General features: G+C 67.3%; 20 protein-coding genes and 1 pseudogene. 10 read left to right on the top strand and 11 right to left on the bottom strand.

Annotated elements, in window-relative coordinates:
* Positions 1-129 precede the first annotated feature (129 nt).
* The gene (locus OHA40_RS31430) at positions 130-861 is read right to left on the bottom strand and encodes an alpha/beta hydrolase (RefSeq protein ID WP_330230437.1); all 732 of its coding nucleotides are present in this window, start codon (positions 859-861) and stop codon (positions 130-132) included.
* Between the two features lie 291 nt (positions 862-1,152).
* Positions 1,153-1,704, bottom strand: a complete 552-nt coding sequence (locus OHA40_RS31425) for a dihydrofolate reductase family protein (RefSeq protein WP_330230436.1) — start codon at positions 1,702-1,704, stop codon at positions 1,153-1,155.
* Between the two features lie 364 nt (positions 1,705-2,068).
* Between OHA40_RS31425 and OHA40_RS31420 the strand changes: the two genes are divergently transcribed.
* The 3 genes and pseudogenes from OHA40_RS31420 to OHA40_RS31410 form a co-directional block, all read left to right on the top strand.
* A complete protein-coding gene (locus tag OHA40_RS31420; protein ID WP_330230435.1) occupies positions 2,069-2,509 on the top strand; it encodes an SUKH-4 family immunity protein in 441 nt (146 codons plus the stop codon).
* Between the two features lie 208 nt (positions 2,510-2,717).
* Positions 2,718-2,924, top strand: coding sequence for a hypothetical protein (locus tag OHA40_RS31415; protein ID WP_330230434.1), 207 nt, complete (start codon positions 2,718-2,720; stop codon positions 2,922-2,924).
* 287 nt (positions 2,925-3,211) lie between these two features.
* Positions 3,212-3,346: pseudogene (locus tag OHA40_RS31410) on the top strand (thioredoxin reductase); the annotation flags it as partial.
* 107 nt (positions 3,347-3,453) lie between these two features.
* On the opposite strand, the gene OHA40_RS31405 reads toward OHA40_RS31410, so the two are convergent.
* Complete coding sequence (locus tag OHA40_RS31405) at positions 3,454-3,924, bottom strand: hypothetical protein (RefSeq protein WP_330230433.1); 471 nt, start codon at positions 3,922-3,924, stop codon at positions 3,454-3,456.
* A gap of 77 nt (positions 3,925-4,001) precedes the next feature.
* Here OHA40_RS31405 and OHA40_RS31400 point away from each other — a divergent pair, with 77 nt between their 5' ends.
* Both OHA40_RS31400 and OHA40_RS31395 read left to right on the top strand, forming a co-directional pair.
* Positions 4,002-4,703: a nitroreductase gene (locus tag OHA40_RS31400; protein ID WP_330230432.1), complete on the top strand. Its 702-nt coding sequence runs from the start codon at positions 4,002-4,004 to the stop codon at positions 4,701-4,703.
* On the top strand, positions 4,700-5,173 hold the full coding sequence (locus OHA40_RS31395) for a MarR family winged helix-turn-helix transcriptional regulator (RefSeq protein WP_330230431.1): 474 nt from the start codon (positions 4,700-4,702) through the stop codon (positions 5,171-5,173). Before OHA40_RS31400 ends, OHA40_RS31395 begins: the two co-directional genes overlap by 4 nt.
* Before the next feature lie 214 nt (positions 5,174-5,387).
* Here the strand turns inward: OHA40_RS31395 and OHA40_RS31390 are convergent, their stop codons facing one another.
* The 4 genes from OHA40_RS31390 to OHA40_RS31375 all read right to left on the bottom strand — a co-directional run bounded on the left by OHA40_RS31390 (position 5,388) and on the right by OHA40_RS31375 (position 8,059).
* Positions 5,388-6,281, bottom strand: coding sequence for an alpha/beta hydrolase (locus OHA40_RS31390; protein WP_330230430.1), 894 nt, complete (start codon positions 6,279-6,281; stop codon positions 5,388-5,390).
* Between the two features lie 81 nt (positions 6,282-6,362).
* Entirely contained in the window at positions 6,363-6,968 is a 606-nt protein-coding gene (locus OHA40_RS31385; protein ID WP_330230429.1) for a TetR/AcrR family transcriptional regulator, read from the bottom strand.
* 164 nt (positions 6,969-7,132) lie between these two features.
* Positions 7,133-7,477, bottom strand: coding sequence for a DUF1801 domain-containing protein (locus OHA40_RS31380; RefSeq protein ID WP_330230428.1), 345 nt, complete (start codon positions 7,475-7,477; stop codon positions 7,133-7,135).
* 30 nt (positions 7,478-7,507) lie between these two features.
* Positions 7,508-8,059, bottom strand: a complete 552-nt coding sequence (locus tag OHA40_RS31375; protein ID WP_330230427.1) for a dihydrofolate reductase family protein — start codon at positions 8,057-8,059, stop codon at positions 7,508-7,510.
* A gap of 102 nt (positions 8,060-8,161) precedes the next feature.
* Here OHA40_RS31375 and OHA40_RS31370 point away from each other — a divergent pair, with 102 nt between their 5' ends.
* The 5 genes from OHA40_RS31370 to OHA40_RS31350 all read left to right on the top strand — a co-directional run bounded on the left by OHA40_RS31370 (position 8,162) and on the right by OHA40_RS31350 (position 11,756).
* Positions 8,162-8,689, top strand: a complete 528-nt coding sequence (locus OHA40_RS31370; protein ID WP_330230426.1) for a MarR family winged helix-turn-helix transcriptional regulator — start codon at positions 8,162-8,164, stop codon at positions 8,687-8,689.
* A 246-nt stretch (positions 8,690-8,935) separates the two neighbouring features.
* Positions 8,936-9,808: a universal stress protein gene (locus OHA40_RS31365; protein WP_330230425.1), complete on the top strand. Its 873-nt coding sequence runs from the start codon at positions 8,936-8,938 to the stop codon at positions 9,806-9,808.
* 649 nt (positions 9,809-10,457) lie between these two features.
* On the top strand, positions 10,458-10,934 hold the full coding sequence (locus OHA40_RS31360) for a DUF1772 domain-containing protein (RefSeq protein WP_330230424.1): 477 nt from the start codon (positions 10,458-10,460) through the stop codon (positions 10,932-10,934).
* A gap of 161 nt (positions 10,935-11,095) precedes the next feature.
* Positions 11,096-11,494 (top strand): PPOX class F420-dependent oxidoreductase, encoded by a 399-nt coding sequence (locus OHA40_RS31355; protein WP_330230423.1) that lies wholly within the window; start codon positions 11,096-11,098, stop codon positions 11,492-11,494.
* Between the two features lie 124 nt (positions 11,495-11,618).
* A complete protein-coding gene (locus OHA40_RS31350; protein WP_330230422.1) occupies positions 11,619-11,756 on the top strand; it encodes a hypothetical protein in 138 nt (45 codons plus the stop codon).
* A gap of 245 nt (positions 11,757-12,001) precedes the next feature.
* Here the strand turns inward: OHA40_RS31350 and OHA40_RS31345 are convergent, their stop codons facing one another.
* The 4 genes from OHA40_RS31345 to OHA40_RS31330 are packed head-to-tail and all read right to left on the bottom strand — an operon-like array spanning position 12,002 to position 17,449.
* On the bottom strand, positions 12,002-12,622 hold the full coding sequence (locus tag OHA40_RS31345) for a glycerol-3-phosphate responsive antiterminator (RefSeq protein ID WP_330230421.1): 621 nt from the start codon (positions 12,620-12,622) through the stop codon (positions 12,002-12,004).
* An 8-nt stretch (positions 12,623-12,630) separates the two neighbouring features.
* Complete coding sequence (locus OHA40_RS31340; RefSeq protein WP_330230420.1) at positions 12,631-14,199, bottom strand: FAD-binding oxidoreductase; 1,569 nt, start codon at positions 14,197-14,199, stop codon at positions 12,631-12,633.
* Entirely contained in the window at positions 14,196-15,869 is a 1,674-nt protein-coding gene (locus OHA40_RS31335) for a glycerol-3-phosphate dehydrogenase/oxidase (RefSeq protein WP_330230419.1), read from the bottom strand. The genes OHA40_RS31340 and OHA40_RS31335 overlap by 4 nt, the downstream gene beginning before the upstream one ends.
* Complete coding sequence (locus OHA40_RS31330; RefSeq protein ID WP_330230418.1) at positions 15,866-17,449, bottom strand: FGGY family carbohydrate kinase; 1,584 nt, start codon at positions 17,447-17,449, stop codon at positions 15,866-15,868. Before OHA40_RS31330 ends, OHA40_RS31335 begins: the two co-directional genes overlap by 4 nt.
* Positions 17,450-17,461 lie beyond the last annotated feature (12 nt).

Here is a 17,461-nt window from a genome sequence, read left to right as displayed (position 1 = left end):
GTACCGCCGCGATCGGGGCGGTTGTGCATCTGCTGGCCACCGCCATCGAGGAGGGCCGGGACCTGTCCTCGATGAGCGGCGTCCTGGCCGACAGCTCCTATCGTCTGCTGCCGGCCTGACGGCCCGGCCTCACTTCAGGTGCCGGGCGAAGAACCGGTTCCCGTCGTCCCCCTCGAACTGCGGGACGCCGGTGTGCCCGCCCATATTGGCGTGCAGCGTCTTCTCCTTGGAGCCGAAGGCGTCGAACAGGTTCAGGGCCAGCTGCCGGTCGTTTCCTTCGTCGTCCCACTGCAGCAGGACCTGCAGCGGAATGGTGATCTGCCGGGCCTCCTCGAACATGGTGCGGGGCACGAAACTCCCGGCGAACAGAAGGGCGGCCGAGATGCGCGGCTCGACCACCGCCAGTCGGATGCCGATGGCGATCACCCCTCCCGAGTACCCGACCGGGCCGCCGATCTCGGGCAGCGCAAGGAGGTCGTCCAGGGCTGCCCGCCATTCCGGGACCGCCTTTTCGACCAGCGGGAGGACGAGCCGGTCGACGATCTCGTCATCGACCGGCTCGCCGGCCTCCAGCGCCCGGCGCAGGTCGGCGCGGGCCTCCTCGGCGGCGGCCCAACGGGGCCGGCCACCGCTGCCGGGGAGCTCGATGGTGGCCGCGGCGAAGCCCTCCGCCGCGGCGTGCCGGGCCCGGGCCACCAGTCGGGGGTACATATGGCGCAGTCCGCCGGGGTGGCCGACCAGGATCAGCGGCGCCGGTGCGGACGCGGATCCGGGCGTCCACAGGATGCCAGGGATCTCGCCGAGAGCGAACTCGCGTTCGAGGACACCGTCGTCGAAGCGCTGTTCAGAAGTGAATTGCATGGTCGTGCCTTTCGGGAGTGCTCTCGAGCGGCGCTCCCGGACGACCTATCGCCCGACCGTGACCCCAGAGGGGAGCACCCATGTCGATACTGCGTTCACGGGTACCACCTCCTCGTTCTCTCGCACGGCCTCCGGAAAAGTAGCAGTGGTCGCCGTGGTCCGCCAACGGGTTTTTTGCGGAGGCTCCGGGGCCGGATGCCATGGAACCACTCGCTTACTGGTCCTAACAAAATGATCAACGTGGTGGAGTCGGGCGTGTCTGGTAGCGGGGCTGCTGCGGTTGAACGGACCTCAGTCGGCGAGGTAGCGCAGCATCACCACGGTGTTGAAGTGCCTCGTCTCGGCCAATCGGAGCTGGATGCGCTTGTCCAGCGATGGGAACAGCGGTGTGCCGCCGCCGAGCACCACGGGCAAGAGGAACAGCTGGTACTCGTCGATGAGCCCGTGTGGCATCAGCGAGGCCGCGAGGCCCGCGCCACCGACCTCCATGACGCCATCGCCTCCAGCCTTGAGCCTGCGGACCTCCTCAACCGCGTTCTCGCTGATCAGCGTGCTGTTCCAGTGGACCTCGGTGAGCGTCCGGGAGAAGACGACCTTCGGCTTCTCCGTCCAGAGCCTGCCGAACTCACGCTCGATGCGCGGCGCGTCCTCGGGCACGTGCGGCCAGCACTCGGCCATCAGCTCGTACAGGCGACGGCCGTGCAGCGAGACCTCGATCTCGCGGTAGCGGTCGTTGTGGAACTGGTGCAGCTCCTCGTCCGGGTTGGTCCAGTCGATGCTGCCGTCGCGGTCGTTGATGTAGCCGTCCAGGGACACGCTGAACCCGTAGATCAGTTTCCTCATGACCGGGTAGACCTCCTACGCTCTCGAAACTCATCGGCGTTCATCGGGCAAAAGGCAGGCTTCAGGCTCTGGGGCACGCCGCGAAGGCGGCACGCTCAGCCAGCAAGATTCAACGGATTTATAGCCGTTCGCTTGACAGTGCAGAGAATGAAATCGTTCCGAACACACGCAACTCGCAATGACACGTTGACCTGTGACGTCACTGTTCGCCGATAAGCGACGTCCAGTTTCACCAGCGGAGCCACAGCGGGATGGCCGTCATACAGCTCTGGGCGGCGGGGTCGGCTGTCTGTGAATTCCGGTAGCATCCCTGCGGCGCCCCCGCGCGGATGGACGCCACGACACCCCTTCTGGACGAACCGACATGACACACGACTCCGACATCGACGCGGCACTGGCCAGCCTCGACGGCAGGCGCGGCAGCATGGTTCCATTCGCCGGAACCTGGTGCCTCGCACCGTATCCCCGCACCCAATTCGCCGATGGCCGCGCCTGCACAGTCCTCGCTGACGACGACGGACTACAGACCCTGGTCATCGCCGACGACGGCGAAGTCCTGATCGTGACCGACGACGGCACAACGCTGGTCAACACCACCATCCAGCGCTTCGCCGCGTGCGCCCGCGCCTACACCGAGGCCCGCAAGCAAGCCCGCCACATCGACGAGGACGACGAGGAGACCTTGGAAGCGCACGGAGAACAGACCCTCGCCACGTTCCGCGGCATCGACCCTGCTGCCGTCGCCGGCGAGAACCAGTTCTGGTCCGTCGCCGCTGAGGAACTGGGCTACGGCCTCACCATCTGACAGCGGATCACCGTCTCGCAATAGCGGCGGTGAGAAACCGCTGCCGAGATCGGTTCGGGCAGACAGTTCGCAATGACATGCAGCGCGGATGCGATCAACACCGAGCCGAGCGCGGCTCCCGCCGAGGGGGCACCCGATGCGAAGCCGCCCGGTAGCCTGTGGCATTCGACCCGGGAGAAGGCCACTGAACACGAGGAGGGAGGTACACATGTACTCCGACCTGCTGACTCAAGCGAACCTGCTGGACCACGACGTGTGGACCAACTCGGATGCCTGGACCTCCGCTCTGGAGTACCAGGCCCGAAAGAGGAACATGAGCAGCAAGGACAGCCGGACCTTGGGCGCCATCTTCTGCATCGGATCGGTCGTACTCGTCCTCGGCATCGTCTATCTGGTAACCAAGCACAAGAAGTAGCCGTAGACCGGTCGGCCTGTTCGACTCTCCGGCTCCCAGCTCGTCAGCCGACTGCATCAGTACCGACACTGCCGGATAGCCCGGACCCGATAGTGCCGCAACTTCTTCGGTGGGTGTTGTGATGTCATCGCGTACTGGACCGCCCCTGACGTGGAGCAGATGCGTTTCCACATCGAGCAGACCCGTCACATCGCCGCGCACCTGTGCGGACGCGACCTGTACCAGGAGATGCTGGCCTGGGAGACCGCCGAGCAGACCATGTCCGGCAGCCGTTTCCGCATGAGCAACGCCGGTTACTGGTCGCCACCGGGCTGCGCGACGTGCTACCCGACATCTCCGGGCTGGCCCAGCATCGGGGTCACGGCGTGGTGCACTGCCCGTACTACCACGGCTGGGAAGTGCGTATCGCCGCAGGAGCCCCCCGCTGACACCGTCGCACGAATCAGGCCGGCCGAGCCCGGCGGCGCGTTCTCGACGACGGCGTGGTCTATCCGAATCGTGACAACAGGATTCGGGAGCGCGCGCCGCCTCAGCTGGTGCGATCAGCGGTGACGATCCAGGCACGCGAGTCCAACCAGATGCCATCGTCGGTGGCGTGCGCGGCCAATGCCGCGCGCAGCCGCTCGAGGGCGCGGTCCGCGGCGGCACTGTCCAGTTGTTTCAGGGCGGCGCTGGTGGTGCTGAAGCCGCAGACCCAGGTGAGGGCGGCGGCGACGTCGGGGCCGTAGTAGACCGGCTCGCGGACGTCGGTGAAGGTGACGGCGGAAAAGCCTGCGGCCGTGAGGATTTCGGTGACGGTTGGCGGGCCGGCGAGGGAGAACGCGTTGGGTCCTTCGGTGGGGGTGGGCGATGGCGCCCGGTCCGGGGTGAGGCTTTGCTGGATGGTGGTGGCCCATTCGTTGCGGTCGCGGGTCTGCCAGACCATCATCACCAGCCGGCCGGACGGGCGTAGTGCCCGGGCGATGTTGGCGAACGCGGCGTCAGGGTCGGCGAAGAACATCGTGCCGGGGAATAATACTGATTGAAATCGTATTGAATAAGACAGTTAGGAACGTAACGGATAGCTGGTAGGCGATCATGGACGTATACGAGGCGGTCACAAGCCGACGTGCGGTGCGCGGATTCACTGACGAGCCCGTGTCGCGGGCGGTGCTGGAGCGCGTGCTGGCCGCCGCGGCTTGGTCGCCGTCCGGTTCGAACCTCCAGCCGTGGAACACCTACGTGCTCACCGGCGCGCCACTGGCCGAGTTGAAGAAGCGCGCCGTCGAGCGCGTGGCCAACGGCGACCCGTGGGACGAGCGGGAGTACGAGATGTACCCAGCCGCGCTGAAGTCCCCCTACCGCGAGCGCCGATCCGCCTTCGGCAAGGAGCGCTACAGTGCACTCGGCCTGGCGCGCGAGGACTGGGAGGCGCGCCAGCGGGCGGCCATCGCCAATTGGGACTGCTTCGGCGCGCCAGCCGCGCTGTTCGTGTACATCGACCGTGACCTGGGCACGGCCCAATGGGCCGACCTCGGGATGTACTTGCAGACCATCATGCTGCTGCTGCGCGCCGAAGGCCTGCACAGTTGCCCGCAAATGGCCTGGTCGCAGGTTCGCGAGACGGTCGAGGAGGTCGTCGAACCCCCGGACGGACTGATCCTCTTCTGCGGCATGTCGATCGGCTACGAGGACCCCGAAGTGAGTTACATCCGTACGGGCCGCGCCCCGCTCGACGAGACGATCACATTCGTCGACGGCAGGTGCCCGGCTTCTCCGATTGGACAGGTCGCCTCATGACCGACGACGCTTCTCGACAGGCGACCCCCGCGCCCGACAGTCCCGGAAAACCTTCGCCTTTCGCTCTCGGGTTGCTGCTGCGCCGGGCGCACTGGCGCGCGGCAGCGGTGATGACGGAGGTGCTTCGGCCGCTCGGCATCGAGTTGCGACATTTTGCCGTGCTGATCGTCCTGGTCGATCGCGGGCCTACGGAGCAGCGGGACTTGGTGGAGGCGACGGGCTCGGACAAGGCGGGAATCATGCGGATCGTGGACGACCTGGAGCGCAAAGGGCTGGCCGTGCGCAAGCCCGTTCCGGGGGATCGGCGGGTGCGGGCGGTGGAGATTACCCGCAAGGGCCTCGAGCTCTTCGACGCCGCTCATGTCGCCGCCGAGCCACAGGCCGAGCTACTGGTTTCCGTACTGGGGCCTGGCGAGGCCGAGCAGCTGACGGATCTGCTCACCCGATTCGCCTCTCACGACGAGAAGTAGGCGCCCGCGGGCGAAGTCGAGTTGACAGCCCACCGACCCGGCGTACTGCTGCGGCGTGGCGCTCCCACTCGAGGCGTCGATCCGTCACGGATCGGCGCGAACACCCGTTACCAGGGCACGGTGTGCTGGCACTGAGCGCCTGCGGGCTGCCGCTACGGTGGGACAGTTGTCACCATGTAGATACTTTGTCCCGCAACGCAATTCCAGTGGGCGATCAGCGGGCCAGGTGGGTGAGCAGGAAGTTGCGAGCGGCGCTGGATGCCTGGTCGAACCGTTCGCCGTACACCTCGAAATGGCCGCCGGGTATCAGTTCGAGCTGTTTCGGTTCCAATGCCTCGGCATAGCTGGTCAGCGCGACGTCGGTCGGGGTCAGTGTGTCGTTGTCGGCGATTACCATCAACAACGGTGTCGGTGAAACCCGCCGCAGGAACGCTTCCGGAGCGTAGGACTGGAGCTTGTCCACACTGGAAAGGGTGACTTCGTTGCGCCAGGTGGGGATTTGCGGCCCGTTCGCCATCAGCCACTCGTAGACATCCGCGCCCGGCATCGCGACCAAATCGGTGGGATCATCAGAAGCCGACTTGATCATCTGGTACGGCTTGCCGGCAGCACGGGCGAGGCGGTCGGCCGCGATGGCCTCATGCATGGCGGGCAGCGCGATCGGCGACACCAGCCGACTGAACATAGCCCACCCGTGGGTCAGCGGCACCTGGGAGACCACCGCACGTACCCGCCGGTCGATGGCCGCGACAACCAGCGCGTGCGCGCCGGCGAAGCTGGTGCCCCACACCGCGATACGGTCGGGATCGATACCGTCCAAGGTCTGCGCGAAGGTAATCGCATCGCGATAGCCGTCGACCTGCGCCATGGGATCCACCTCGTAGCGCGGCTCCCCGTCGGAGGTCCCGAATCCGCGGTGGTCGTACACGAGACACGCGAGGCCTGCCTTGCTGAAGACCTCGGCAAACGGCGCCACCCACTCTTTGACCCCAGCGAACCCATGTGTCATGACCACCAGGGGAACCCCGGCCGCTGCGGTGTTCACCGGCTCATACAACCAACCGCGCAAGGTCACGCCACCACTGGTGAATTCCACGTCAACCCGCATGACGCCTCCCATCAATTCCGTTACATCGCGTAATGAAATTGACGATAGGCGAGCCGAGGATGTGATGTCAACCACAATCGACTATTGACTACGCCGGTAGCCGACCGCATCGAGCGCGGAATGAACGGTCAGCTGCACCAACTCCTCATCGATCGGACCCAGCGTCGGTATCAGCGCGCGCATCAGCATCGGGCCGGTGATCAGGTCACAGATCCATTCGGGGTCGGTTCCCGCGCCGATTTCTCCCCGTTCCACCGCGCGATCCAGGATGGACGCGGTCGAGACCCGCCGGGGATGCAGGAATTGCTCATGGAAACGACGAGCGAGATCCTGGCTGCGGGACAGGTCTTCCAGCAAGCCCGGCACCGCCATGCGCACTACGGGGTCGTTGAACAGTTCCATCTGGTGGTGCTGGATGGCCAGCATCTCGGCCTCGAGTCCGCCTAGATCCTGCGCGCCCGGCTGTAGTCCGTACCGGTCGGCCAGCAGTGCCATGACGAGTTCGGCCCGGTCCGAGAAGCGGCGGTACAGGGCTGGACGGCTCGTTGCCGCCTCGTCGGCTACCGCTTGCAGGGTGAGGGCGCCGTAGCCGCGCTCGACGACCAACTGTGCCGCGGCCGCCAGCAAGGCGGCGTCCAGTCCGCGATCCCGCGGGCGGCCCGCCCGACTCTGCATCCTGTCGTGCATGCGCTCACCGTACCCAGATGGTTCGCGGTGCGAACAACAGCGTCAGCGGCTGTGTGACCCATCCGGCTACGCCCTCGAAGGCATGACATACCGCGAAGGGTGAGTTCTCGTCCGACGCAACGGCATCACCGTGACAAGCAACTCCTCTACATGGCCCGGCCCATTCAGAGGCCGCTGCTCGCCTTTGCCAAGAACTCGGCGAGCAGGTCATAGTCGACATCTTCCCCCTCGACGATATCGGCGGTCTTGCGTTCACCGTTGCCCATCGACCTGAGCACTCCTTTGACCACGTCGACCTCGGTGGCATTGAACACCATGAACGACAGCTTGTTCTTCGCCACGTGGATCACCGCCGCATGCCGGCCGTTCTTCAGAAAGTGCGGTTTGCCGTACTGGATCTGCTCATCGACGGTGGGGATCGTCTTGTGGATCATGGCGCGCAACTGTCGGCAAACGTCGATCTGCCACGGCAGCAACTTGTCGATGTATTGGGTGACTTCGTCGTTCATGGCATCCTCCATGGAACTCGATGGTGGTGGTCAGCGCTGGCCGACGGGGCGATAGGTCAGCGCGACGGCGCCGGTGCCGAAGGTGGTGGAGTCGGCCAGTTCCAGGGTGGCGGCGCTGGCCGGCCGGAACAGTGGCTGGCCGCCGCCCTTGATGACCGGGACGATCGAGATCCGGTACTCGTCGAGCAGACCCGCCGCGCTGAGGGCGTCGGTGAGCCGGCCGGTGCCCCAGATGAGGATGTCTCTGCCGTCCCGGTTCTTGAGTTCGGTGACGGTGGCGATCAATTCGTCACCGCCGATGACCTCGGCGGGGCCCCATGCGGTTGTGTCGACCGGCTCGGAGGCGACGACGTACTTGGTGACGGCGTTGACGTGGTCGGCGTAGGGGTTGCCACCCATGCTCGGCCAAGCCTGCGCCATGCCCTCGTAGGTCACCCGGCCCAAGAGGAGCGCGTCGGCGCCCAGGGTCATATCGAAGGCGAGTTTCTGGGCTTCTTCGTCGGCGTAGCTCATCGACCATTCGTGCGGATTGTCGATGTAGCCGTCGAGTGTGGAGTGGGTCGAAGCGATGATTTTGCGCATTGCGGTGTCTCCTTGGAGGCGGGACCGGATGGCGGTCTGCGAAGATGGTCACACATTTGATAGTTAGATGTCAAACTGTAAAAGGTCGAATAGGATGGGGCCATGAGTGAGAACACCCCCGAACCCGACTCCATCGACGCTGCTGTCGCAGCTTGGGCGCGTGAACGCCCGGACCTCGATCTGACCGCGATCGGCATCGTCGGCCGCCTCGGCCGGGCGGCTCTTCTCCTCCGCCCGGCACAGGAACGAGTATTCACCGAATTTGGACTCCAGCCAGGCGAATTCGATGTTCTGGCGACCCTGCGCCGGACGGGCGAGCCGTACACCCTCATCCCCTCACAGCTCTCGGCCGCGCTGTTGCTCACGAGAGCGGGGATGACCAACCGGATCGATCGACTGGTGGCCTCCGGCCTCGTCGAACGCACACTCGACCCCAACGACCGGCGCAGTTTCCACGTCCGGTTGACCGAAAAGGGCTACACCACGGTGGACGAGGCGATGACCGCGCACACCGCCAACGTCACGCGACTACTTTCCGCACTCCCCGAAGCCGGGCAAGCCGCCCTCGAAGACCTCTTACGAACTCTGCTGCACACGCTGGAAGCCCCGGACGATCGGGTCACCGAGTAGCCGATCCGCGGTCCGTGGTCATCCCCAGCCGGGCCGAGACCACCTTCATCGCGGCCCACTCACCGACGTAGTCGTCACGGCGATCGAGGACCAGCCGGACAGCCTTGCGGAGCTCTTCGCCATTGGTGAGGCCGAGCAATCCGATGCCCGCGTCGGTTGGCGGTGTTGCGGTCCGGCGTCACGCAGCCGAAACCGGGTATCCCTCGTGGGGGCCAAGTAGTGATTTGTGAAGCGAAGGGAAACCGCATGGTAGGCAATCCGATTCTCGCGGCCGTGGACGGCTCGGCCAGCTCGTATCATGCCGTCGCCTGGGCGGCGGTAGAAGCCACGCGGCACCGCAGTCCGTTGCACATCCTCACCTCGATGGCGATCCCGACCGGCTTCGGTCCGGGCATGTCTCTAGGGGAGGCGGACCTGGAGTTGCTGCGCGGCGACGGCGAGCGGATCCTTGATGAGGCAACGCGTGTGGCCCGCACGGCGGCGCCCGCCGCGGAGCCGGGCATCACCAGCGAGGTGACGTTCGAGTCGATCATTCCCACGCTGATCGAGCGCTCCCAGCACACCAGAATGCTGGTCGTCGGCAGCCGCGGCCTGGGCGCCTTCCAGCGGGGGTTACTCGGCTCGGTCAGCACGGCCACCACCCAGCATGCCCGTTGCCCGGTCGCGGTGATCCACGGTACGGCCGCGATCGACGCGGTGTGGGCGACCAAGCCGATTCTGGTCGGTGTCGACGGCACCGACAACAGCGCTCTCGCTATCGAGCTCGCCTTCGAGGAAGCTTCCCTACGCGGCGTGGGTGTCGTCGCCCTGCACGCCTGGAGTGATGTCACGGGCCTGGATCTGCCGATCGGGGACTGGGCCGACTTACATCGGCAAGAGCAAGTCGTCCTGGCCGAAAGCCTCGCTGGCTACAGCGACAAGTACCCGGATGTCCCGGTCCACCGCATCGTCGTCGTCGATCGGCCCGTCCGCTCCCTCCTCGAAGAATCCGCGAACGCCCAACTCGTCGTCGTCGGCAGCCACGGCCGCGGCGGCTTTGCCAGCATGATCCTCGGCTCCACCAGCAACGCCCTCCTGCATTCGGTGGAAATTCCGTTGATCATCGTGCGCTCCAAGTAGTCGAACCCGACACAGCCCGGCACCGCACCACAAGGCCCAGGGCTCGACGCCGAACGCGACATGCCCACGCCGACGTCGACAGCCTCGCAGTCTCCCCGCTGGCGACCGACCCTTAGGCAGCGATCGACCGGTTTGGAGCCGAATTGCCCTCGCAACCGAACGATTCCGGACCCAATCCGCTTCCGTAGCTGAACTGGTCTGCGGTGCGTCGACCGGGCTGGAGCATGGCGAGCAGTTTCAGCGCTGTACGCGGCAGATGAGTGCGTTTCTGCGGGGGCTCGGTGCGTGGCAGTGATGCCGCCGCCTGAGCTGCGGCGGCATCACCGGGCGGCAGGTCAGCTCACCGGCGTCAAGGTGGGGGTTGCCAGGTGTGGTCGATCGCCGACCCCGACGCGGTCAGGCTGCTCGCAACCCCTGTCGACGAGGACCGGGACCGCGATGAGCCCCAGCGGAACCAGCAGGCCAGCGTTCGGTGACCGGCTTGCCGGGCGACAGAGTCCGCTCGGCCGGAACGGGCATGTGCAGCTTGCTGATCCGAGCGCGACCCGCCGTAGCGATCTGAAATCTAGCAACGCAGACAAGCTAGTGGACGAATGTTACCGTTGCTCTAGTTTCTAGCGCTGCTAGAACTTGGGAAGGGAAGCCGAAAATGCTCATTGTCACCGGCCAGATCATCGCCGCCGTCGCCGTTCTCGCCAATGCCATCGTCTATGGCACAGATGTCTGCGGGGCCGTGATCACCCGGTCCGTTTACCGCAAGCTCGATGACGCGACCGTGACCATGAGTGCAGGATGGGGTCACTACTACGGCGACAAGCGCATGCCCGTTGTCGGTGCGGGCGGTGTGGTCACTGCGGTGCTCACGCTGCTGATCGCACTGCTGGCCGGGCAGATCGGCGCCGCTGTCGCGGCAGGGATCACGGTGGCGGCGCTGCTGACCTGGCTCGCCTTCTACGTCCGCATCGCCAAACCGATCAATACCCAGCAGACCGCCGCCGCCCAGAGCGGCATCATTCCCGCCGATGCCCGTGCGCTGCAGGACAAGTGGGACAGCATTCTGAAGTACCGGGTCACCCTGCAGTTCATTGCCATTGCCGGACTGTGCGCCGCGCTGATTCTGTTCTGATCTCAGAGCAAGTAGCCATCCTCCACGATGTCGCGGTCCTGAACCGCCGACGCAAGACGCGCGGGACGCGGCAGGCAACAGCTTGCGCTTCCCGCACCCGACAACTTCCGGCTGATCGCCGGGGGCACACCTGATATCGAATTCACTGAGGAGTAACCGACATGACCTTCACCATCAATGAACAGCAGTTCCTCGCGGAGGCCGGGATCGGCCGGCTGGCCACGGTGTCGCCCGACGGCGTTGTGCAGAATAACCCGACCAGCTATCGGGTGAACGCCGACGGCACGATCGACATCGGGGGCATACGGATGCGTGCCAGTCGAAAGTACCGCAATGTCGAGGCGGGCAGCCGGGTGTCGTTCGTCATCGACCAACAGGTTTCATTGGAGCCATACGTGATTCGCGGCATCGAGGTACGCGGCACGGCCGAGGCGCTCGATGACGAGGAGCCACCGTTCCAACCCCAGGAACGCGCGGTCATCCGAATTCACCCCGAACGGGTCATCTCCTGGGGCATCGACGGCGGATCCTTCGACTTCACCAGTCGCGGCGCCGAGTAGTCGGGCATCGTGGGCGATCCCACAAGAAAGGCCGTCACCGACCGTCCGGCAAACTGCGCCACCCGCGTTACACCGGCCTGCGTACTGACAAGGCCGCCGACGAAATCGTGAGGGAGACACGCTGATGGCTCGCATCGATGTCGAGATCACCCACGCGGACCGGGTGCTGTTCCCGGCCGACGGAATCACCGAGGGCGACCTCGTCGATTACTACGGCGAGGTCGCCGCGGTGATGTTGCCTCACCTGAAGGACCGTCGTTGATGCTGCAGCGGTACCCGCGCGGCATCAATGAGCAGGGCTTCGTTCAGAAGGATTTCGCCGATTCACTGACGGACTGGATGGACCGGGCAGAAGTCCCGAAAGACGGCGGCACCGTAGTACAACCCCAAGGACGAGCGCAGATTGTCCGGGAGGGTATCGAGCACCCTCGACACGCTGTCGACCGCATCGGCGAGCTGGGCCTTGTCGGTGCCTGCGCGGGTCGAAACGGGCAGGGGTGGGGAAGTTCAGGAGGTGCGCAGGGACGAGCGACGCAGCTCCCACAGGTCCTCATCCGAGGTACAGACGCCGGCAGCGCCATGCTGGAGCGCCTCGACCACGTCCGCCTCCTCCTGGACGAACCCGGCCGCGAGATACGGCACCCCGAGGTCCCTGGCCTGCCGCTCCATGTAGCGCAGCACGATCGCGGGCATGAGCTGAACCATGTCCGGATTCGACCGGGCGATGGACTGGATGCTGCGATGCAGGTTGGAGCGATCTGTCACGAACACCTTCTGCATCGCCAGCAGGCCGAGGCCACTCGCCCGCTCGATGATCGCCGCCCGGGTGGAGCAGATCCCGATCGCCCCGATCCCTTTGAGGTAGGTCAGGGCGCCGGGGTCGTGGCCAAGGCCCGGCGTCGAGTCCATATTGACGAACACGATCTTGCCTGCGGCGGCCGTCCGCTGGACCGTCGCCTCCAGATCGCCGAGAGGGACGGAGGCGAGGATGCCGAGCGGGGTCGAGGTCGTGAGGAACCGGTCCGCCATCGTCACACCGACAAGCGACGCCATGACGGGATACTCCGCCAGCGCCGCCAGGAGGCGCAGATCAACGGGACGTTTCGGGCGAGGGTTCACCGGATCCACCATATGCACTAACCCTGGGTGGACCTGCCGGTGCCGGACCCGAAACGGCTGGGCAGCCCCAGCTTCCCCGGGTTCATGATCCCTGCCGGGTCGAGGGCCTGTTTGACCGCCACCAGCGTGCCGAAGCCACTGCCCAGCGCCGGCTCGACGTACGGCGAGCGCAGCAGCCCGACGCCGTGGTGATGGCTGATCGCAGCGCCGTGCCGGATGAGTACCTCGTTGGCGGCGTCCCACGCGGCCCGGTACCACTCGCGGCGGCGGGGCCGTTCGACGTCGCCGCGCAGGGAGAAGTACAGGCAGGCTCCGTCGGTGTAGGCGTGCGACTGGTGCGCGGACGCGCGCAGCGTCCCGGGAACCGCCTCGATGGCCGCCACCACCTCGTCGTAGACCACGGGCAGGATCGACCACGGCGCGGCGATCTCACAGGTGTCGGCGACGAAGCCGGGGCTCTTGGCGAAGCCGTCACCGGACTTGCCGACGAGCATCCGCTCGTCCAGCCAGCGGGCGAGGACCGCTGTGCCGTCGAGCGTCACCGGCGCCCGCTCGGCGCAGACCTTCTCGACAACAGCCATGGTCGCGTCCACCAGGGCCTGGTCGCCCTCGTCGGCGACGAGCAGCAGGTGAGTGCCCGGCTCGCCGAAGTGGGTGCCGCTCTCGTGCGCGTCGTACAGGCGCAGCACGGCGGGTGTCGCGCCCCGTTGGAGGATCTCCCGGCAGGCGTCCAGCCCTGCGGCGAACGTGCCGAACCCGTAGGCGAGGCCCACCGCGTAGGAGGGCAGCCGGTGGGTACGCAGCCGCAGCCGAGTGATCACGCCGAGCGTGCCCTCGGAGCCGATGAACAGCTGGCGCAGGTCGGGGCCTACAGCGGCCCGGGGGTAGGTACCGAAACTGGCAGGGGTGCCATCCGGCAGGACCACGTCGAGCCCGACGACCATGTCCTCGATCTTCCCGTACCGGGTGGACAGCTGGCCTGCGCCGCGGCAGGCCGCCCAGCCGCCGACCGTGGAGATGGCGAAGGCGGACGGCCAGTGCCCGGTAGTGGCGCCGTGCGCCTCCTGCAGTTCCTTCTCGAACAGGTCGCCGAACATGCCCGCCTGTACCTCGACGGTCATCGACTCGGTGTCGAAGGAGATGATCCGGTTGAGGCGGCAGACGTCCAGCACGACCCCACCGAAAACCGGCAGGGCGGCGCCGAGGACGTTGCTGCGGCCGGCTGAGACCGTCAATGGGATGCCCTGCGCGTGGCAGATCCGGACCACCGCGGCAACCTGTTCCTCGTCGGCCGCCTCGACGATCACGGCGTCCGGGGTGGCCGGGGCGCCGTCCGTCTCGCTGATGGACGTGCCCGCCCACCAGTCGCGGGTGCGCAGGATCACCTCGTCCCGGTCCGTGTGCACGGCGGCGGCGACCGTGCGCAGTTCGGCGACGACCGACTCGGGAACCTCGACCACGGCAGCCTGCAGGCTGGCCTTCCCCTGGCCAGGCGGGCAGTCGGCGGCCCAGCGCGGCGGGGTGGGCGCGCCGACGACGTAGTCCCCCCGGTTGAACGGATGTGTGATGGTTTGCCTGCTGATCATGAAAGTCCCTTCATCAGTACGGTCTTCTCGCGGTCGATGCCCGCGGCGTAGTCGTCGATCTGCCGGGCGACCTCCTTGTCCGACAGACCCAGCTCCTGTTGGAGCAGCCGACCGACCTCCGGGGCCGCCTGCACCGACAGGTCACGGGCGAACAACCGCATCCGGGTGCGGCGGGACAGCACGTCGTCGACGGTCCGCGCCAACTCGCAGCGAGCCGCGTAGACGATCTCGGCCCGCAGGTGGGCGGAGCCCTCGATGATCGGCTCGGCGAGGGAGGGGTCCTCGGTGAACAGCCCGGCGACGAACCTGGCCTCGGTGCCGTACCGCTCTCCCAGATGTGCGCCCAGCCCCCCGGTGGCCGAGGTGGCCTCCGCGTCGTAGCCGGCTCCGCCCAGCAGGGGGAGCCGCACCGTCCGGCAGCGGGCCCGGCGTCCGAGGACCTTCAGCGCCTCGTCGACCACGAGCTCGCCCATGTGGCGGCTGGTGGTGAGCTTGCCGCCCGTGACGGTGACGAGCCCGCGCGCGTCCGTCGAGATCTGGTGGTCGCGGCTCATGTCGAGGGTGGCACCCTCCGTGTCGCCGACCAGAGGGCGGAGCCCAGCGATCGAGCCGATCACGTCCGAGGGTGTGAGGCCGGCGTCGAAGGCGGTGTTGGCCCCGTCGAGGAGGTACCGCATCTCCTCGCCCGTGCACAGCACCTCGTCCAGGGAGCCGTCGTAGTCGGTGTCGGTCGTGCCGACCACGACCACGTCCCCCCAGCGGGTGCAGGTGGCGCGACGGGCCCGGCCCGGGACCGGCACGGTCACGGTGCCGTCGACGGGCAGCCTGGTCCACGGCACCACGATGTGCACACCCTTGGCGGGGCGGATCCGGGGTCTGTGGCCGGGATCCGACAGGGTGTCCAGCGTGTCGGACCAGACCCCGGTGGCGTTGATCACGACACCCGCCTGCACGTCGATGTCCCGGCCGTCGACCTCGATGGTCGCACCCCGCACCCTGCAGCCATCGCGGAGGAGGCCACGGCAGTTGGCGCCGTTGAGCACGGTCGCCCCGAAATGCGCCGCCGTCCGCGCGATGGTCAGGGTCAGGCGTGCGTCGTCGGTACGGCTGTCGTAGTAGAGAAGGCCGCCCTCGAGCCGGTCGGCGCGCAGCCGCGGCGCACGGGCAAGGACCTCGGGCACGCTGAGACGCTGATGCAGCCTGCCGATGCGCCACCCGCCGGCAAGGTCGTAGGTCCACAGCAGACCCTCGAAGGCCGTGGCGATGCGCGCGTCGAAGACGCCGTCCTTGGCGAGCACGGGGAAGACGAACGGCAGTCGCTGCACCAGGTGCGGCGCGTTGCGGCGGAAGCGCTGCCGTTCCACCAGCGAGCGCCGGACCAGCGGCAAGTTGCCCTGCTCGATGTAGCGCAGGCCGCCGTGCACCATCTTGGATGACTTGGAGGACGTGCCCGATGCGAAGTCGTCCCGTTCCACGAGCGCCACGGTCAGGCCGCGGGTGACGGCGTCCAGTGCGGTGTAGCAGCCGGTCACGCCGCCACCGACGACGAGGACGTCTACAGAGCTGGAGGCGAGCCGTTCGATCTGCTCACGGCGGTCGAGCGTCAGCGGCGTCCGGCGGATGGCGCTCCTCGTCTCTGACCTCGCCTTGCGTTCGGGAAGCCGGATCACGATGTTGATTCCTCCTGTGAGTCGGGTTCGAAGCCGCGGGAACCGTGCTCCGGCGGTGAAGCGCCGTGGCCGGCGGCGGCCGTGACATGGCGGGTCACCAGGTCGCGCCACGCGGCGCGGGCGTCCTGGCGCTCGGCGTCGGGCAGTGCGGGTTCGAAGACGGGGCCCGCCGGCAGTCCCACCACGACGGCCGCGACGCTCGGCCACAGCCCGGCCCGCACGCCGCCGAGATAGGCCGTGCCGCGCAGGCTGGCCGTCTCATGGCCGCGGGCGCGCTGCACCGGCCGGCCGACCAGGTCGGCCTGGCTGGACATCAGCACGTCGCTGGCGGCGAGCCCGCCGCCGCAGAACAGGTCGGTGACGGGCTGTCCCATGACCTTCTCCACGCCTTCCAGCAGGTCACACACCGAGTGCGCGAAGCCTTCGAGGATGCCGCGGGCCAGTTCGGCCCGGGTCGTGGACAGGCTGAGGCCGGTGAGGATCCCGGTGGACTCCGGCGACCAGACGGGAGTCCGCAGTCCCGCCAGGGCGGGCAGGAACCTCACCCGGGTCGGGCCGGTGTGCTCGCGGGCGAGTTCTGCCAGCCGGCTCGGCGACTCGAACAGCCCGATCTCTTCGCACAGCCAGCGCATCGCGGAACCGGTCGTCGCGGCATAACCTTCCACGCTGAACACGGACGCGCCCCGGGACCGCCAGCCGACCAGCGTGAGCACGCCGGGCTCCTGGCAGCGGTGGGTGGGCGGACGGTCGCCCGCGACGGCGTCGAGGAAGGTGCCTGTTCCGTGGACACAGGTGGCCTGGCCGGGCCGGTGGGCGCCGAGCGCAATCATCGCCGCGTGCTGGTCACCCATGACCGACAGGATGGGCAGCCGCCCGCCGAGGACCTGCGGGTCGGTGACGCCGAAGTCGCCGTCCTCGTCGACGATCCGCGGCAGCACGTCGCGCGGGCAGCCGAGGAACTCCACCCACGGCTCGTGCCAGTCTCCTGTCCGCAGGTCGTAGGCGCCCACGGCCACGGCGTTCGTGGCGGACATGACGTGGCGCGCGCCCTCAGTGAGCTTCCAGACGAGCCAGGTGTCGACCGAGCCGAAGGCCAGCCTCCCCTGGTCATGGGCCCTGCCGACGGCCTCGTTCCGGGTGATCTCCTCCGCCGCCCACAACAGCGGCGCCCGGGAGCCGACCGGCCGACCGGTGTGCTCCAAGAGGTGCGCGTCCCACTCCGGCTCCCACTCCCGCAGCCGGGACGCGTACCGGCGGTCCTGCCACACCACGGCCTGGCTGAGCGGCGAGCCGGTCACCGTGTCCCACAGCAGGACGGTGGCGCGCTGGGTGGAGATAGCCACGCCGGTGACCTCCACCTGGTGTGCGGCCGCCCAGTCCAGCGCCTCACGGCAGACCCGGACGGTGTTCACCCAGATCTCCGTCGCGTCCTGTTCGACGCGCAGATGGTCGGAGGATCTGACCGAGATGGGCAGGTACGCCGGGGCCGCCGTGTCGCCATCGTCGAGGACGATGGCGGCACGGGTGCCCGTGGTGCCCTCATCGATGCTGAGTACGCCGCGGCGGCGCTCCCTGGTCATCTGCGAAGGTCC

The sequence above is a fragment of the Nocardia sp. NBC_00508 genome, from assembly GCF_036346875.1.
GTDB lineage: Bacteria > Actinomycetota > Actinomycetes > Mycobacteriales > Mycobacteriaceae > Nocardia.
Note: the sequence above shows the minus strand (reverse complement) of the source record. Positions and strands in the feature narration are given on the sequence as shown.

Excerpts from the sequence above, each read along its gene's own strand:
- OHA40_RS31420 (WP_330230435.1), top strand. The coding sequence starts at position 2,069 with ATGACACACGACTCCGACATCGACGCGGCACTGGCCAGCCTCGACGGC.
- OHA40_RS31390 (WP_330230430.1), bottom strand. The coding sequence starts at position 6,281 with ATGCGGGTTGACGTGGAATTCACCAGTGGTGGCGTGACCTTGCGCGGT.
- OHA40_RS31340 (WP_330230420.1), bottom strand. The coding sequence starts at position 14,199 with ATGATCAGCAGGCAAACCATCACACATCCGTTCAACCGGGGGGACTAC.
- OHA40_RS31365 (WP_330230425.1), top strand. The coding sequence starts at position 8,936 with ATGGTAGGCAATCCGATTCTCGCGGCCGTGGACGGCTCGGCCAGCTCG.
- OHA40_RS31360 (WP_330230424.1), top strand. The coding sequence starts at position 10,458 with ATGCTCATTGTCACCGGCCAGATCATCGCCGCCGTCGCCGTTCTCGCC.
- OHA40_RS31430 (WP_330230437.1), bottom strand. The coding sequence starts at position 861 with ATGCAATTCACTTCTGAACAGCGCTTCGACGACGGTGTCCTCGAACGC.
- OHA40_RS31400 (WP_330230432.1), top strand. The coding sequence starts at position 4,002 with ATGGACGTATACGAGGCGGTCACAAGCCGACGTGCGGTGCGCGGATTC.
- OHA40_RS31395 (WP_330230431.1), top strand. The coding sequence starts at position 4,700 with ATGACCGACGACGCTTCTCGACAGGCGACCCCCGCGCCCGACAGTCCC.
- OHA40_RS31405 (WP_330230433.1), bottom strand. The coding sequence starts at position 3,924 with ATGTTCTTCGCCGACCCTGACGCCGCGTTCGCCAACATCGCCCGGGCA.
- OHA40_RS31370 (WP_330230426.1), top strand. The coding sequence starts at position 8,162 with ATGAGTGAGAACACCCCCGAACCCGACTCCATCGACGCTGCTGTCGCA.
- OHA40_RS31415 (WP_330230434.1), top strand. The coding sequence starts at position 2,718 with ATGTACTCCGACCTGCTGACTCAAGCGAACCTGCTGGACCACGACGTG.
- OHA40_RS31350 (WP_330230422.1), top strand. The coding sequence starts at position 11,619 with ATGGCTCGCATCGATGTCGAGATCACCCACGCGGACCGGGTGCTGTTC.
- OHA40_RS31385 (WP_330230429.1), bottom strand. The coding sequence starts at position 6,968 with ATGCACGACAGGATGCAGAGTCGGGCGGGCCGCCCGCGGGATCGCGGA.
- OHA40_RS31355 (WP_330230423.1), top strand. The coding sequence starts at position 11,096 with ATGACCTTCACCATCAATGAACAGCAGTTCCTCGCGGAGGCCGGGATC.
- OHA40_RS31425 (WP_330230436.1), bottom strand. The coding sequence starts at position 1,704 with ATGAGGAAACTGATCTACGGGTTCAGCGTGTCCCTGGACGGCTACATC.
- OHA40_RS31380 (WP_330230428.1), bottom strand. The coding sequence starts at position 7,477 with ATGAACGACGAAGTCACCCAATACATCGACAAGTTGCTGCCGTGGCAG.
- OHA40_RS31375 (WP_330230427.1), bottom strand. The coding sequence starts at position 8,059 with ATGCGCAAAATCATCGCTTCGACCCACTCCACACTCGACGGCTACATC.
- OHA40_RS31330 (WP_330230418.1), bottom strand. The coding sequence starts at position 17,449 with ATGACCAGGGAGCGCCGCCGCGGCGTACTCAGCATCGATGAGGGCACC.